The organism is Tolypothrix bouteillei VB521301, assembly GCF_000760695.4.
Taxonomy (GTDB): Bacteria; Cyanobacteriota; Cyanobacteriia; order Cyanobacteriales; family Nostocaceae; genus Scytonema; species Scytonema bouteillei_A.
Window position 1 is genome coordinate 1772315 of record NZ_JHEG04000001.1, and the last position, 16764, is coordinate 1789078.

General features: G+C 42.1%; 14 protein-coding genes. 3 read left to right on the forward strand and 11 right to left on the reverse strand.

The window, feature by feature from the left end:
* Window positions 1-4: 4 nt before the first annotated feature.
* The 7 genes from HC643_RS07150 to lepB all read right to left on the reverse strand — a co-directional run bounded on the left by HC643_RS07150 (window position 5) and on the right by lepB (window position 9993).
* On the reverse strand, window positions 5-649 hold the full coding sequence (locus HC643_RS07150) for a type I restriction endonuclease subunit R (RefSeq protein WP_038073000.1): 645 nt from the start codon (window positions 647-649) through the stop codon (window positions 5-7).
* Between the two features lie 440 nt (window positions 650-1089).
* The gene (locus HC643_RS07155) at window positions 1090-2823 is read right to left on the reverse strand and encodes a R3H domain-containing nucleic acid-binding protein (RefSeq protein ID WP_038073001.1); all 1734 of its coding nucleotides are present in this window, start codon (window positions 2821-2823) and stop codon (window positions 1090-1092) included.
* 103 nt (window positions 2824-2926) lie between these two features.
* On the reverse strand, window positions 2927-4105 hold the full coding sequence (gene ldpA / locus HC643_RS07160) for a circadian clock protein LdpA (RefSeq protein WP_038073010.1): 1179 nt from the start codon (window positions 4103-4105) through the stop codon (window positions 2927-2929).
* Window positions 4106-4278: 173 nt separating this feature from the next.
* Window positions 4279-5724 (reverse strand): hybrid sensor histidine kinase/response regulator, encoded by a 1446-nt coding sequence (locus HC643_RS07165; protein ID WP_038073012.1) that lies wholly within the window; start codon window positions 5722-5724, stop codon window positions 4279-4281.
* 206 nt (window positions 5725-5930) lie between these two features.
* Window positions 5931-7064 (reverse strand): diguanylate cyclase domain-containing protein, encoded by a 1134-nt coding sequence (locus HC643_RS07170; RefSeq protein WP_038073015.1) that lies wholly within the window; start codon window positions 7062-7064, stop codon window positions 5931-5933.
* Window positions 7065-7079: 15 nt separating this feature from the next.
* Window positions 7080-8927, reverse strand: a complete 1848-nt coding sequence (locus HC643_RS07175) for a two-component system response regulator (protein WP_038073017.1) — start codon at window positions 8925-8927, stop codon at window positions 7080-7082.
* 418 nt (window positions 8928-9345) lie between these two features.
* A complete protein-coding gene (gene lepB / locus HC643_RS07180) occupies window positions 9346-9993 on the reverse strand; it encodes a signal peptidase I (protein WP_038073019.1) in 648 nt (215 codons plus the stop codon).
* A 275-nt stretch (window positions 9994-10268) separates the two neighbouring features.
* On the opposite strand from lepB, the gene HC643_RS07185 reads away from it, so the two are divergent.
* Window positions 10269-11594, forward strand: a complete 1326-nt coding sequence (locus tag HC643_RS07185) for a dihydroorotase (protein WP_038073021.1) — start codon at window positions 10269-10271, stop codon at window positions 11592-11594.
* A 434-nt stretch (window positions 11595-12028) separates the two neighbouring features.
* Window positions 12029-12193: a hypothetical protein gene (locus HC643_RS07190; protein WP_153021521.1), complete on the forward strand. Its 165-nt coding sequence runs from the start codon at window positions 12029-12031 to the stop codon at window positions 12191-12193.
* Window positions 12194-12271: 78 nt separating this feature from the next.
* On the opposite strand, the gene tsaE is transcribed toward HC643_RS07190, so the two are convergent.
* Both tsaE and HC643_RS07200 read right to left on the reverse strand, forming a co-directional pair.
* A complete protein-coding gene (tsaE, locus tag HC643_RS07195) occupies window positions 12272-12733 on the reverse strand; it encodes a tRNA (adenosine(37)-N6)-threonylcarbamoyltransferase complex ATPase subunit type 1 TsaE (protein WP_038073026.1) in 462 nt (153 codons plus the stop codon).
* 150 nt (window positions 12734-12883) lie between these two features.
* Window positions 12884-14245 carry a gluconeogenesis factor YvcK family protein gene (locus tag HC643_RS07200; protein ID WP_038080177.1) on the reverse strand — a complete coding sequence of 454 codons (1362 nt, stop codon included), beginning with the start codon at window positions 14243-14245 and terminating at the stop codon, window positions 12884-12886.
* A 177-nt stretch (window positions 14246-14422) separates the two neighbouring features.
* Here HC643_RS07200 and ruvC point away from each other — a divergent pair, with 177 nt between their 5' ends.
* Complete coding sequence (ruvC, locus tag HC643_RS07205) at window positions 14423-14914, forward strand: crossover junction endodeoxyribonuclease RuvC (RefSeq protein WP_038080141.1); 492 nt, start codon at window positions 14423-14425, stop codon at window positions 14912-14914.
* A gap of 370 nt (window positions 14915-15284) precedes the next feature.
* On the opposite strand, the gene mads3 is transcribed toward ruvC, so the two are convergent.
* Both mads3 and HC643_RS42020 read right to left on the reverse strand, forming a co-directional pair.
* Window positions 15285-16553, reverse strand: a complete 1269-nt coding sequence (gene mads3, locus HC643_RS07210; RefSeq protein WP_038080140.1) for a methylation-associated defense system AAA family ATPase MAD3 — start codon at window positions 16551-16553, stop codon at window positions 15285-15287.
* A gap of 57 nt (window positions 16554-16610) precedes the next feature.
* A complete protein-coding gene (locus HC643_RS42020; RefSeq protein ID WP_272899718.1) occupies window positions 16611-16733 on the reverse strand; it encodes a hypothetical protein in 123 nt (40 codons plus the stop codon).
* Between the last annotated feature and the right edge of the window lie 31 nt (window positions 16734-16764).

Sequence of the window (16764 nt, forward strand, 5' to 3'; positions counted from 1 at the left end):
CCAATCATGGCTGTTCGACCAAACTAACAATTCGCTTTATGACTTGCACAACCTGATACAATTCGTTTTCTCTTGGGTTGGAAAGCGTAAACTTGTTTGATAAAGCATATTGATGAGCCTGCTGATTTAGCTTGAGAAAAATATAGTCTTCACCAGTCATTATCATTCCAAAGACTGGCATTTCTAAGTTGGGGTTTGCCATTATATAGGCTAAAGTTTGCCCCAGAGCTTGCATAATGCTCAAACCATATCTCTTTGATTCAATTAACACTACCCAAATTCTATTTTGTAGCACTAAAGCGTCAATGAATCCTTCTAATAAGGGTTCTTCGCCTCCGTTTTCAATTTCGACTTTGACCAATTCCTCACTCTGAATTTTAAAAGGTGGGTCGCACAAATTTAAGAATTCCAGTAGCGGCGATAGCATAATAATATTGACAGTCCCTTCTGTAATTGAACCGTCTGCAGCATAATAGAGGTAACGTCTCTTCAGCCGATCCAAAAATGTTTTTTCACTAACAGTGAGTTCTGGTAAATCTTCGTACCATTCTGTGAAGAATTCACTATCAGTATTCTGGCTTAAATTGAACTTGGCGTGCGCTTGGTTCAGGTTAGTAATTGCTTTGGTAATCCCAACAGTTTGAATCATAAGTGTAAGGCAGAAAATATACGTATAGTTCCCAGAAAAAGAGAAATTGTAATTCTACATTAATCTCACGGCTCCTGCAGTTACAGTTTGCTCCCAATACTCATCAAAACGCTTCTTTTATCGATGTATCACTCACGCTAGCATAAAAACACACAAAAACACACAAAACTTTTGAAACAACATTTGTAAATAAGCAAAAAACGAAGCACAATCAGGGCTAATGACTAAAAGAACTGATATCAAATCCGTTGGTATCAGAATTATTCCTCTGTCCTCTCCCTCTGCGTCCTCTGCGTCCTCTGCGGTTTTTTAATCATTCAGATGCTACCGGATTTGATATGAATCAGATTTACAATCAGGACAGATGGAATAACAAACATCAAAATGGTGCGTTAAGCAAAAGTTAACGCACCCTGATGGCAAAGGAATCAAAGCTGAATTTATGCGGGATAAATCCGCAGACGCCGATTTGGTTCTTCGCCAAAACTATCGGACTTGAGGCGATAGTGCTCTACCAACTCGTGTTGCATTTTGCGTACTGAGGCAGAACGGGGTAATAATTCGACTGGTTGCCCTTTGGGGATCACAATTTGCTCGACAGCAAGTCTTGCTTCTTCTAGGGCGTCAATCTCATCATCGCTGGCGCTATGCAGAAAGAGTTGCATTTCACGTTCGTCGCCAATCTCGGGATCGTCAAGATTTAGCAAGCGTCGCAGAGCTCTCGTAATCTGCGGCATGGTGCTGGCTTTGATCATGTGGATTGGGACTTGACGGGCTTTCGCCAATTGCCTCAATTTGGCATGGTTTTTGACGTGCGATCGCAACGCCAATATTGCATCAGCACTATCGAGATCTTTTGTCAAGCGTATGGGCAAAGATAGAACCTGAATGACCTGATCTAATTGGCTGCGGCTGACACCATAAGGATATATGTGCAGTGGCAAATCTTCGCCATTAGGTCCGGCATATCTATTTTCAGTATCAAAGCCATCAAATTCATTCAAAGATTCATCCAACAAGCGCTCAAACTCGCTTTTCCCCAAACCATTTTGTGTTTCACTTCCCAGCGAAGGCAGGGGTAGCATTTGACCGGTTGTACGCCAACCGTTGGAAACTCTGGCTGAGGGAGCAAAACTTTCTTCGCTGACTGTTGCGTGCGTGCGACTTGAAAGGGGAATGACTTGGCGGGAAATCACCACCTTCCCCTTCTCATCAACAGTTCTAACCTGCGGGTTGGGTTGACGCCCTCGAAGAAGAGTATCTACTGTCTCCGATACACTTTCGTGTACCACCCAGCGCTCTCGTTCCAACATTTCTACGGCAATTTCAAAAGTCGGAGGGGCTTTTCGTTCCAAAACAGTTTTTTGAGTTCCCCGCCGTCTGGCTTCATCGTCTCCCAGTGTCACAGCCTGGATACCACCCACTAAATCGGAAAGCGTCGGGTTTTTTATCAAGTTTTCAATCTGGTTGCCATGAGCAGTTCCCACTAATTGAACGCCTCGTTCGGCTATGGTACGGGCGGCTAGGGCTTCGAGTTCCGTACCAATTTCATCAATCACGATAACTTCTGGCATGTGGTTCTCCACCGCTTCAATCATCACTTGATGTTGTAGTTCTGGATGAGCCACTTGCATCCGTCGAGATCGCCCAATGGCAGGGTGAGCAACGTCACCATCACCTGCTATTTCGTTAGAGGTATCGATAATCACCACTCTTTTGTGCAGTTCATCAGCCAGAACGCGGGCAATTTCCCGCAAGGCTGTTGTTTTGCCCACACCCGGACGTCCTAGCATGAGAATTGATTTTCCAGTTTCTACTAAATCGCGGATCGTGCCAATTGTTCCGAAGATTGCCCGACCAACGCGACAGGTTAGACCTATAATCTTTCCATTGCGGTTGCGGATGGCACTGATCCGGTGCAGGGTTTGCTCAATTCCTGCCCGATTATCTCCACCAAAAGTTCCCACTCTTTGAATGCAATCATCTATCTGTTCTTGAGTAACGGGTACTTCACTCAGATACTCAGCTGCTGAGGGAAACCGAGCTTCTGGGCGACGACCTAAATCCAAGACTACTTCAACTAAGCTATCTCGTTGTGGATGCTTTTCTAGAGTTTGCCGCAGGTCTTGGGGCAATATATCTAATAATTTTTGGAGATCGTCTGTAATCGTCATGCTTTCTATGGTGACGTTTTTTAGAGATAGCGAGGACATTTCCATAAGTGGGGTTTTCCATCTGGGAAAATGTCACAAAGGCGGATTTCGGGACTAATAGCCCCTATGACCGCGACTTGAGCTGGGAAACGAGGGAATCTGCAAGCTTAACTGCTTGCCAGAGCAAGAATGGTTCTTCTTCTAGGCGCATACTTACTTTGACACTGGCTTGGCTCACCTCCCGTTGTTCTAACTCTTCTAAAATTGGTGACAGCAAGACTCGGGCGTAGCTACCGTATGCGATTCCGGCTATGCTTGGTGACAAGGTAGAGCGGGAAGACAAGGTAGACAAGGTGGAGGGGGAAGACAGGGAAGAAAATTCTACCTTGTCCCCCTTCTCCTCCTTGTCCCTTTCCCTCAACAAGCCCATAGTTCGTAATTTAGCAACAGTATAGCTGTTGGTTCCTCCTGCCAATTGCACATATCCCGGTAATTTTGCTGCCAAAACTTTTTGCCCTAACTTGACGGCTGCTAATGTCGTACCATCGCCAATATCTCCACTCATAGGACGACCATCTGTTTGCCACACTAGGACGCAAGGTAGGGGGCTAATGACTTCATAGAGATTGTGAAGATAGTTAATTAAACCATCACCATCCGGACAGCTAATTGCTACTAACTTCAACCGCTCAACCCAAGGAGCAATGGCTTGCCACAATCTTTTGAATTCTGCCAAACGACCAACATTTGTATGAATTTCTAAGGCATCCACCCCAGTTGACAAGATCAATGGCGCGATCGCTCCCGGTGTTGATACATATGATTTTGTATAAATTATATCATATGGACATATAGGAATGCAACGACCGCAGCCGTAACACTTTTCAGATAAGACTCCCGAAAAGTTGCTGTTTGTGCCATCGAAAACAATTGCTTGGGCCGGACAAATTTTTTCACAGGGGCGATCGCAGTTTGTGGGGCATTGCGTAACATGAAATTCGGCTTTCCGAAAATGCGGGTCTTCGCCATCATTGAGGCTGACCATCAACAGCGGTTTTTTTTCGTACCAGCCAAATCCTTGTTGCTGGGCCGACCTACCCAACTCCGATGCAATTTGCAGCCCCTCCTTAGCTGCAGCAATCACAGACGGATCGGCGGCAACATCTATGCAGTCAGCCCCCGCCAAAGTGTAGGCTAATGTTAAGCTTCGGACTGCAGGCAGATGTTGGAAGCTGGCTCCGCATATGAGCTTGAACCAGTGACCTTCCTCAAGCGAACGTAAAGGGTCTAACAAATGAGTCACAATTCTATTATGCTATGCAATAGAAAAATGTAGAACATTAATTCAAAAAGTCATGACTTGCTAGAGAATCAGTTGCTAAGCTCAGACAGTATTGAGGGCAATTCAGTTATTTGATAAAGATTCTTATCTTTCTCTTCATACTTAGCAATAGTACTTAAGCCAGCTAAAGTTTCTCAGGTTTCCGTGTTCGACATTGTTTCTGGTTGCTCAATTGGTATTTCAATGATAAACTCTGCTCCTTTTCCAACGGAGGAGGAACATTGGATCGATCCTTGGTGTTTGTTTACCACAATTTGATGGCTAATTGATAATCCCAGCCCACTCCCTTTTCCAACAGGTTTTGTTGTAAAAAAGGGATCGAATAAGCGGGATCTCACTGATTCATCCATTCCAGGTCCATTATCAGCAATGCTGATTTTAACTGTTTTGTTGCTTGTGAGTTGAGTGTGAATGCGAATAGTAGGGATGGGAGAGTAAGACAGCCCTAAAGCAGGGGTTTCCCCAGCAGGAGGCTGCGTGTGCGTTTTGCGAGCGGCGTGTCGCGCCTGGGACTCAGCGTCTTTAGAGATACCCGAAGGGTCACTAACAGCTGGGGTAGTCATATTCTCGGTATCGAGTCCTGATTCCCCACTTCCCCGATCCAAAGCATCAATCGCATTACTTATGATATGCATAAACACCTGATTGAGATCGCTAGGATAACAGCTCACCAAGGGCAAACTACTGTATTCTTTTGTAACATTAATGCTGGGACGGTGCCCTGTTTCTTTCAGTCGATGCTGTAACATGACAAGGGTACTATCGATACCTTCATGGATATTGACTGGCTTCATGTCAGCTTCATCAAGTCTTGAAAAGTTTTGTAGTGCCAGTACTATTTGCCGGATGCGATCGGCACCCCTGTACATGGCACCCATTAACTTTCTCACATCATTCATCAAAAAATTTAAGTCTATATCCTGAACTGTTCGCTGAATTTTTGGTGTTTGGTTCGGATACTCTTGGTTATAAACTTCCACTACGTCAATTAACTGTTGTACGTACTGACTAACATATTCAATATTTCCGTAAATTAAACTGATGGGGTTGTTAACTTCGTGGGCAATTCCAGCAACCAACTGTCCCAATGCTGCCATTTTCTCATTTTGAATCTGCTTGACTTGGGCAACTTTTAATTCGTCAAGAGTATTGTGTAGCAATAAATTCTGTTCTTTTAGTTTATGTTGTAGAAAACGTAAATTTATTTGATTTTCAATCCGCAATAAAACTTCTGCTCCATGGAAAGGTTTAGTGATATAGTCTACACCTCCAACATCAAAAGCTTTTACTTTATCTAATACATCATCCAAAGCACTAATAAAAATTACGGGAATATCATAAGTTTTTTCATCAACTTTGAGTTGCTTGCACACCTCATACCCATCCATACCAGGCATATTAATATCAAGCAGAATAACATCAGGCAAAACCATCTGACAGGCAGTTAATGCCATTTTACCATTTAAAGCCTTACGAACTTCATAACCTTGTGCTGTTAGCATTGCAGATAACAGACGTAGGTTATCTGGTGTATCATCAACAACTAAAATATTGCCTTTGTATTCTTGATTTAAATGCATTTTTTAAAAATTAGTCTTTTAACGATTGGACGAGCCAACACTTTTTTCCGAGCAACTTTTATAAAATTGTCAGAAAACAATCGATTGAAAAAAGGTAAGCGATAAGAAATTATGTGGGAGTTGGTTTGGGTAAGGCTTTCTCAATTTAATAGTAAAATCACACAGCACTTTACCGCGTAATTTTATCCTATAATCACTCCTTTGTGCTACTCTTGATTCAAAGAACCCTCCTCTTCTGAGATATAGTGCTTATTCCAACATTTGATTTCTCCCGCGATCGAAAGATTTCCAGAGCAATTTTTTCGAGCTACAGGCACGCAAGCACAATATCCGTTACGTCCCTGTAGTTTTGCTTGGTAGAGAGCCTTGTCACTAGCCGCAATGAGGGTTTCAGGTAAAGATGGATTCACGGGAACTTTAGTTGCTATACCCATACTTAGAGTAATATAGTTTTTCACGAAAGATGAGGAATGGGTAATTTTTAGTTCTTTTACCCGTAACCTAACATTTTCAGCCACTCGCACTGCTCCATGAAAATTGGTGTTGGGTAAAACAACTGCGAACTCTTCTCCTCCATAACGAGCGACCAAATCAGCAGGACGTCTGACGGCATAGCGAATAGCCCGAGCGACCTTCCTCAAACAATCATCACCAGCTATGTGACCGTAAGTATCATTGTAAGATTTAAAACAGTCTATATCGCACAAAATAAAAGAAAGCGGTAGCTGTTCTCGTGCTGAGCGTTGCCATTCCCGTTGCAAGTAATCATCTAAAAAACGGCGGTTAGAAACTTGTGTTAAGCTGTCTACCCAAATCAACTCTCGCAGTTTGTCGTTAGCTGCTTGTAAGGCAGATTCAACTTGAAGGCGTTTTTCTATTTCTAATAATAGCAAAGCATTTTGCTCGGAAAGCTTTTGGTTGGTTTCTCGAAGTTCCCTCTGCAATCTTTGAATAGTCAGTTGATTTTGTACCCGTGCAATGACCTCTTCAAACTGAAATGGTTTGGTGATGTAGTCCGCACCACCAACTTTAATTCCTTTGACTTTGTCCAAGACATCATCTAAGATACTGATGAAAATTACAGGAATATTGCAGTTTGATGGATCGGCTTTTAATCTTTTGCACACCTCATAGCCATCCATTTCAGGCATATTAATATCTAGTAAAATAAGATCTGGTGGCAAAGTTTTGACTGCAGTTAAAGCCATTTGCCCGTTAAGAGCTTTACGAACTTGATATCCCTCTTTAGCTAAAATAGTTGATAATACACGCAAATTATCAAGCTGGTCATCAACTATAAGAATATTGCCATAATTAGACGTTGATGGATCTTGATTCATATGTTGTCCTTTGATTTACCATTGAGGTACTGCGGCAATCAGTTCTAGAGCTAACTCTGGGTCTATGGCTTTAGAAAATAGATAACCTTGAGCAAGATCGCAGTTCATGCTCTGTAGATGAGTTAATTGTTCGGGAGTTTCTACACCTTCTGCGATCGCATTCATTCCCATAGAATGGGCAATGCCAATCGTAGCAGATACAAGTCCCATGTTTTCTTGATTTTCCTGCATTCGTTGGACAAAGGATTTGTCAATTTTAAGGGTATGAAAAGGAAAGCTGTGTAAGTAACTCAATGAGGAGTATCCAGTCCCAAAATCATCCATAATTAACCTAATTTTCCTGTCTTGTAACTGCTGAAGAATTATTTTCAGTGTCTCAGTATTTTCCATGATGACACTTTCTGTAATTTCTAGCTGCAAACAGGCAGGATTGACTTGAGTTTCATTCAAAATTTTGTCAACTACTGCTACAATATCAATATGGGAAAACAAGCCTGCTGACAAATTCACGCTCATTGTCAGAGAAGTCTCTGTTTTTGGATGATTTTGCCAAATGTGTAATTGATGGCAAGCTGAGTGTAAAACCCAAGTGTCAATAGCACCAATCAAACCTGTTTCTTCTGCTATGGGTACAAACACGGTAGGGGGAATTATCCCGTGAGTGGGATGCAGCCAGCGTACAAGGGCTTCAAATCCAGATATTCTACCTGTTTTTAGGGAAACGATTGGTTGATATTGAACAAAAAACTCTTGTCGTTCTACTGCTACTCTCAAATCGTGCTCGAGTTGCAAAAGCTGCATGGCTTCCTGATGCATTACGGGATCGAAGACGTGATATCTCGCTTTTCCCAAAGCCTTTGCACGGTACATTGCCGTATCTGCATCCCTTAATAGATATTCTGGCTGTTCGTACCGGGTGTCGCCCCAGATAATACCAATACTGGCATTAATAAAGACTTCATGTCTGGATAATTGAAAAGCTACTGATAATTGCTGTAAAACACTCTCAGCAGCACTAATAGCCATACTTATATCTGTAATGTTTTCTAAAAGAATCGCAAACTCATCACCACCAAATCGTGCAAATGTATGTTTGGAATTAAGGGATGCTTGTAAGCGACGAGCGATGGCAATTAGCAATTCATCCCCAACAAAATGACCGAGAGAGTCATTGACAATTTTAAAGCGATCGCAATCTAAAAAAAGTACCGCAAATCCATAATCTGGCTCAATTTTTGCACGTTGAAGTGCTTGCTGCATTTTTTTAATAAACAGAGTGCGATTGGGTAGCTTAGTTAGAGAATCATGCAATGCCATGTCAAGGAGCTTGCTTTGCAGGTGTTTGCGTCTCTTTATTTCCTGCTGTAACTTTTTGACAGATGTTTCTAGCTCGCTTGTACGCTCTTTAACTTTATTTTCTAACTCGCTATTGAGTTTCAAAATTTGTTTTTGCGCTGTTCTCAAAGCCAGTTGATTTTGTACGCGTACAATAAGTTCTTCCACTTCAAAGGGTTTGGTAATATAATCCACACCACCCACACTAAAAGCTTTGACTTTGTCAAACACGTCCCCCAACGCACTCATAAAAATGATTGGAATATCGGCTGTGATATCTAAAGTTTTCAACCTCTGACAAACTTCATATCCGTCCACATCTGGCATCATAATGTCCAGTAAAATTAAATCGGGCAACACAGTTGTACAAGCCATGACAGCCATTTGCCAGTTCAGTGCTTTGCGAACACCATATCCTTGCTTCGTAAGAATGGATGACAAAACACGCAGATTATCCGCTGTATCATCAATAATTAAGATATCTTTTTGATTCGTATCTCTATTCAAAACTAATTTTTCGTAACTCATAGGAGTGTCACTCTAGGCTGTTACTTAATTGTCTCAACTCATCATAATTTACCGAATCCCAGAAAACCCGGAAGTCTCTATGAAGAAAAGAAGAAAGGCAAAGGCAAGAAGCCATAAGCTAAGAATTCTTTAACTTGTACAGTCTCGGTCAATCTCACGCTTGTAGAACGAGCGTCCTCACCCGTTATCAAAGTGTATTCTTATCAGCGCAACAGATAAACGGCTTATTATGAAAAAACCCAAGTTTTTCCTTTAAAACTTGGGTAAAATTCTGAACTGTTAGTTAGGGAGCAATTGTCAGATTATGTAGTTTGGGGAGTGTAGGAGCGAGATCGCCCTTCCTACAGTCATACAAGTACCACAAGAATATAGCGTGGTTCTGGATCTTGACATCTATTAGGTGTTTTACTACTAACCACTAATTTTTATATAACTGTTTTTTATCGATTCCCCCAATTTGATTGAGAGGCCAAAAGCGAAGTACTGCACGACCAATAATATTTTCACGAGGAACAACACCCCAACAACGGCTATCGTAACTGCTGTTACGGTTATCTCCCAATACTAAGTATGAATCATTTGGTATCGTAACGGGTTGAGATAGGAAAGGAGGTTGCTGACCGGACGTACAAACGTCAACAACAGTACGCTGACCCTCTGTCAAGTACTGTTGCTCTGGTAAAGGGTTACCATTAATGTAGACTTTGCCGCTCTTAAGTTCTACCTTTTCCCCAGGTAGGGCAATGACTCGCTTGATAAAGGCATCTTGATATTGTTCTTTTTGTAACTCTTTTGTAGGAGAAAATACTACAATATCGCCTCGTTTGGGCTCAGAAAATTTATAGCCTAATTTATCTACGATAATTTTGTCTGCTTCCCACTGATTCGGGGAACCGTGTAAAGTTGGTTCCATAGAGCCAGAGGGAATCCAACGTGCTTCAGCAACAAAGGTACGAATTCCCAAGGCGAGAACAACACTTAAGACAATTGTCCTACCTAGTTCTGCGATCCACGAATTATTGGGCTGTTGATGGCTAGAGTTGTTATCAGACACTTGATTTTGCATGAAAGTACTAGAGTGATAGCTTATAAAAAGCAGGGGATCTGATTTATCCGAGCTATGATGTTGTATTGATTTATCTTAACTTTACAAAAAGAAAGAGGGTAGAAAGAAACAAATTCATATAGTAACGCATAGTTTAAGAAATATTAACTTTTTTGTAACGAAGAAAACAATACTCCCGCTCATAGTTCAACCAAGTTTAACCTATATGGATGGAAATCTGTCACGCTTAGCTCTTGTTATAGCCCAGTTGACCGCTTCTAAAAAGTTACAAACCCATGCCAATTACCGCAAGCAGTTTGCTCATTCGTCGCGCTCGCATTGTTTTACCTACTGGTGAATTGCTAGTTGGTGATGTGTTGACGAGCGATCGCACAATCGTTGAGGTGGCTCCAGAAATTACAAAGGCAACCCCAACCACAGAAATTGACGCAGAAGGGTTAACTTTGTTGCCAGGAGTCATCGATCCGCAAGTACATTTCCGGGAACCGGGACTCGAATATAAGGAAGACTTATTTACAGCGAGTTGTGCTTGTGCTAGGGGGGGGGTAACTTCATTTTTAGAAATGCCAAATACACGCCCTCCAACAATTAGCCAGTACGCTCTAGATGACAAGTTACAGCGAGCATCTCAAAAGAGCTTGGTGAATTATGGCTTTTTTATAGGCGCAACAGCAGATAACCTTCCAGATATACTATTGGCAAAGCCGACACCAGGAATCAAAATTTTTATGGGGTCGATGCACGGTTCATTACTAGTTGACCAAGATGCTGCATTAGAAGCCATTTTTGCCAAAGGATCTCGGTTAATTGCTGTTCACGCAGAAGACCAAGCCAGAATAAAACAGCGAAGAGAAGAATTTGCTGGTATTCATGACCCCGCAATTCATTCTCAAATTCAAGATAACCAAGCAGCATTACTCGCAACTCAACAGGCATTAAAACTTTCTAAAAAATATCAACGTCGCTTGCACATTCTGCATATGTCAACAGCAGAAGAAGCAGAGCTGTTGCTTCAAGACAAACCAACTTGGGTGACAGCAGAAGTCACGCCGCAGCACTTGTTATTAAATACAGATGCTTACGCCAAAATAGGAACAAGAGCGCAAATGAACCCGCCTTTGCGATCGCATCACGATAACGAAGTTCTTTGGCAAGCCCTACGGGATGGTACCATCGATTTCATTGCCACAGACCATGCCCCACACACTTTAGAAGAAAAAGCACAAGAATACCCCAAAACTCCCTCTGGAATGCCCGGAGTAGAAACTTCCCTGCCTTTAATGCTAACGGCTGCAGCAGATGGGAAATGTACTGTTGCTCAAGTGGCAAACTGGATGTCTCAAGCTGTAGCTAAAGCATATTCTATTCCCAATAAAGGAGCGATCGCACCCGGTTACGATGCCGATTTAGTCTTAGTGGATTTGAACACTTACCATCCGGTACGCCCTGAAGAACTATTAACTAAGTGCGGTTGGAGCCCTTTTGAAGGTTGGAACCTAACAGGATGGCCCGTTGTGACGATTGTAGGCGGTCAAATTGTTTATGAGAAGGGCAAGTTGCACACAGAGGTAAGAGGTCAAGCTTTAACTTTTAATCAATAGTTAGCAATCGGTTGTTCGTAATTAGTGATTGGGGGACATAGGACATAGGCGATACCCGAAGGCTGTTCGCGTATAGCCCCCCTTACGGGCATAGCCCAAAGGCATCGCGGAGCGTGTGCAAGGCACATAGCGTCTGTGCTCCTGAGATACAAGGGAGGGAAGAGAGTTTGTATAGCCGCGATTGCGAACATCGCTTGGTATTTTTACACAATTGGGATGCTCTCGTTTTTGGCGCTCACGTATCAGTAAAACCTTTAAGAAACTGTTCGCAGTTAACATTTTCTGATACGTAAGTGTAATTTATAGAGATTTCATGAAATCTTGATAAAAAGCTACTGAGTATTTGTTTACATAAGCAAAGGTACCAGTTAGTAACACTACTGGTGAAATTTCTACTTACGGAGAATATTTGTAAACAATACTTGGTAAAAAAAATGACAATGCTAGCTAATTACACTGACGAACGTGGAAGTGGCAGAATTGACCAGCATATATGTGCGGGCAATAGTATGACAGAAAACCAGCCCCTTGCTTGGATTCTCATACCCACAGCAAAAAAGGCTGGCGTTGCTTGGTTTGAGTCCTTTTCTGACAATTAAGTAAGAGTAGGTACAACAATATAGCTAACTTGTAACTCGAGGTTTTTAGTAAAAACACTCACTAGATTCCATCGCGAATTACAAATTAGCTCCCAACGGCTCTTGCGGAATCATACAATTGTGTGTTGCGATCGCGGCTTGACGACTGTCCTCATTCCCATAGGTCAGGTGAACTATTATATAGCGATCTGGCTTATAGGGCAATCGTTCAGCCCACTCAATTGCCACAATTCCTGGCGTGACCTCAATACCTTCCCAATAAGTTTCCAAATTTAAAGCAATCACTTCCTTTGGTTCTAAGCGATATAGATCGAGGTGATATAGAGGGAGGCGTCCTTCCGCATACTCATTAATCAGGGTAAAAGTGGGGCTAACAATAGGTACGGGGATGCCCAAACCTTCACCTAGACCTTGCACTAGGGTTGTTTTGCCTGCACCTAAATCGCCCTGTAGTAGAATAACGCTCCGGGCGTCTAAACATTGACCGAGTGCAATACCGAGTTTGCGTGTTGCCTGAGTATCTGGTAAAGAGATATTCATAAATGGTTAATGGCTAATGGCTAATAGCTAATGGCTAATGGTGAGTCCAGTCCTGCAGGCGGGTTTCCCGCCGTAGGGAACTGGCGAACCCGAAGGGCTAATGGCTAATGGCTAATAGCTAATAGCTAATGGCTAACCACTAACCAATACCTATTTTCCTGGATGTGCTCCACTGTACCAACGCCATAACACTTTTGCCAGCCGTTGGGGGTTGTGGCGCACGCACCCTGTTTCATCTTCATGCATGACATTTGCCAGAACAATTCGCCGCCCTAACATTGTGACTTCTTCTCGGTCAAGAAAGACGGGATGAGAGTTTTGTTGGGCATAACGGACAAGTGCGCGAGGAGTGGGAGATTTTTTGTGTACGAGTACGGCGTTAAATAACGGTTTTCCACATGCAGCGTCAATTGCTCGAATGTGATCTGCAACAGTGTAATCTTGAGTTTCCCCCGGCTGAGTCATAATGTTACAAACATAAATACGGGGTGCTTCAGATGCTGCGATCGCATCCGCAATTTCTGGAACTAGCAAATTGGGAATTACGCTAGTGAAAAGACTGCCGGGACCCATAATAATATAGTCAGCTTCTTTGATAGCCTTAATAGCTGCTGGTAAAGCTGGGGGATTGGCGGGGGTACAGCCAATTTTAACAATATGACCTCCTGCGGCGGTGATATTAGATTCACCCTCAATCTGACGACCGTCAGACAATTCTGCCCAAAGACGAACATCACTCAGAGTTGCAGGTAAAACTTGTCCTCGGATAGCTAAGACTTTAGAACTAGCAGCGATCGCACGTTCGAGATCGCCAGTAATATCACTGAGTGCTGTTAAAAACAGATTCCCAAAACTGTGACCTGTCAGCCCATCCCCTGCTTTAAAACGGTATTGAAAGAGTTCTGTTAATAACTTTTCTTCATCAGCTAGTGCTGCCAAACAGTTGCGAATATCGCCTGGTGGTAGAACACCAATTTCTCGACGCAACCGCCCCGAAGAACCCCCATCATCTGCGACAGTCACAATAGCGGTAATGTTAGCGCTGTAAACCTTGAGTCCTCGAAGTAATGTAGAAAGACCAGTCCCACCACCAATTGTGACAATTTTTGGGCCTCGATACAATCGACGATGTGCCAGCAAGACATCAATAAGTTCTTCATCGCCTTCCGGTCTGAGGACTTCAGTAATTGAACTTACTGTCCGGGTTTGTCCCCATAAAAGCAAAAGCAAGCCCCACAATAAAACCAAAGGACCGCTGATGTAGTACGGTACAATGTTGGTGATTGCTCCCAGAAAGCCCCTAATCAGCTCGATTGCCCAAAAAATTGGCGTTAGTCTAACCCAAATAGCAAGACCCAGACTTGCTAGCAGTACACCCCCAACGCTAATTAACAACCATCGTTTGATCGATAATCCAGGGGACAACCACTTGAACCACTGATTAACCCGATGGCGACGGCGCGACTGCTTTTGCAGGGCGTTGAGGGCTTGTCTGAGAAAACCAATTGACATACCACAAAAAGGAGCAGTGCTACTAACAACAATGAATAACAGAAAATGTACACCACGTGGTTTTTTCCCAAATGTGGAATTATGACATTTTGCCATCCCATTAGACCAAAACAGAGTAGTCAAAGTTGCCAGTGTGCCGACTTATTCTTCCTCAAGGTGTAGAGAAACGACAAGTGAATGGAACAGCGAATTTTAGGGCTAGATCCCGGACTGGCAAGTTTGGGATTTGGCGCGATTATATGCCAAAAAAGTCAAACTAAGGGACAACAAGAATCAGTAAATTTACTAGATTTTGGTGTAATTAGTACCCCAGCGAGTATGGAGTTAGGACAAAGACTATGTACTATATACGACGATCTGCACACCCTGATTGGGGAATATAAACCAGAATTAGTGGCTATTGAGAAGTTCTTCTTCTATCGTATGGCAAATACGATCCTTGTGGCACAAGCACGGGGTGTTGTGTTGTTAGTCCTCGCACAGCATAAGTTACCGATTGTGGAATTTACACCCGCTCAAATTAAACAAGCGCTCACGGGGTATGGGAATGCAGAGAAACAAGAGGTTCAAGCAGCCGTGGCGCATGAATTGAATTTAGATTACGTTCCCCGCCCGGACGATGCTGCAGATGCATTAGCGGTAGCATTGACTGGATGGTTTCAGATGTAGGTTGAGTGATTGGAAATCACGGCTATACAAACGAAGTCCGCCTGCGCGGACTAGATTATCAAGAGGGCTGCGAACCTCATGCTCGTTTCTCAATCTGGTGAAGTACATTTTCAAAGCTAATAACCTTGTTTAACAAGATTTGGGTGTACCTCAGTTGACTGGGAAACGCTGTAGCATATTTTCAAAATTTTTGACAACTGTGGTTAGGCGCAAGTTGTCTTGCATAGGGAAATTGTGCTGCCTAGTATCAAGGGATGGGATCAAATTTAAATTGGCGAATCCCTAAACTCAAATGAAACTTTTCTCTCGTTAAAAAAACCTAGAAATGTAGCCTCCATATTTTTGTCAGCTAGTAGGAAGATACAATCTCTCATCCAAGTACCCCTGCAGCAAACAGGGAACCAAAGTCAATGCTCCCCTGCCAGTCTTGAAGACGTGGATGCTTATCCCCTGGTATTGCTTTTGCACCATTTTCCTGGCTTCCTTTCATTACAATGACTGATTTTAGCTCGGTATGTGCTAAAACTACCGGAGAATGAGTAGACATAAAAATTTGAGAATCATACAAAGAACTTAAAGATTGCAGGACTACGTCTATTAATCTAGGATGGACACTGTGCTCTGGCTCTTCTAAAAGAATTACACCTGGTCTTTGAGGTAAGTAAGGTAGAATTGTCAACGCCAAAATATTTAGCGTTCCATAAGATAGTTCAGACGATGCAACAATATGTTCTCCAGAATATTTTAATTGCAGATAAGTGTGGTTATTTTTTTCTGATTGCACAGCTTGGATTGTCTGCAAATTAGGAAAAGCTGTTTTAATATGTTCGACCCAATAATCAAATAAAGCTGGTTGCTCTATTTGTAAATTTAGAACTAACCAAAGTAAATTTGCAGCATCAAAACGCAAAGTTTTTCGTTGACTTGCTGGAAAAGCTTTCCCTAACATTGAGTAACTGGGTTTATAGTACATTATCTCGTTTTCTAAAAAATTTTTCAACCAAAGTGTAGCCGGAAAATTAGGAAAATCTTGTGGGAAGTTTGCTAAGATTAATTCTTGCGGTTCTAGTTCAAATTCCATGCGATCGCCAATGTTATTTTCTGGCATGATAATTGCTTGATTTTCCAAGTTTCGCTTAACGATCGCTTGCTTATGAAAAGATTCTTTTATTCCTGCTTTTTCATCTGCTTCTGCTTCAAAATACTCATAATTAATAATATATAAATCTTCACGCTCGACATAAATTTCTGTATCGCTAACTATTTTCAAGTTAATCTCATAACGCACAGATTGAGGACGTAAATTCCTACTTGCTACGACACCACTTGCTTCAGGTTTCAGTAACTGACTAATAACATCTTGTGGTAAATGAGCTTCTATCGCAAAACCAAAATTATCGCCTTGTTGCTTGTAAAGCAAATGCCGCAATTTTTTCAATCTGGGACCTTCAGGAATAGACGGATATTCCAAAAATGCAGGTACTAGTCCCTTTGATAAAATTTCGCTAAGTAATAGAGGTATGTCAAGCAGCGTACTTTTACCTGTGCCATTAAGACCAATTAATACATTATATTGACCGACTTGAATATCAAGTTTGTCAAAGCAACGATATTTATATGCTTCTATTCGAGAAATCATGTGTTATGTACAACTAGAGCTATCGTTGAATTATACTCATTATGTTCCGCTCGGAAACTAAATTTTCTTTCCATGCATTAACATTTGATAAACTCTAACATCTTTATTGCAATACTTGACTTCTACTTTAAGAAATCTTGCTACTTCAATAGTCAGTAACTTTTGCTCTAAGGTTGACATGGCTATTGCCCAAACAGTGGCAAAAACACTG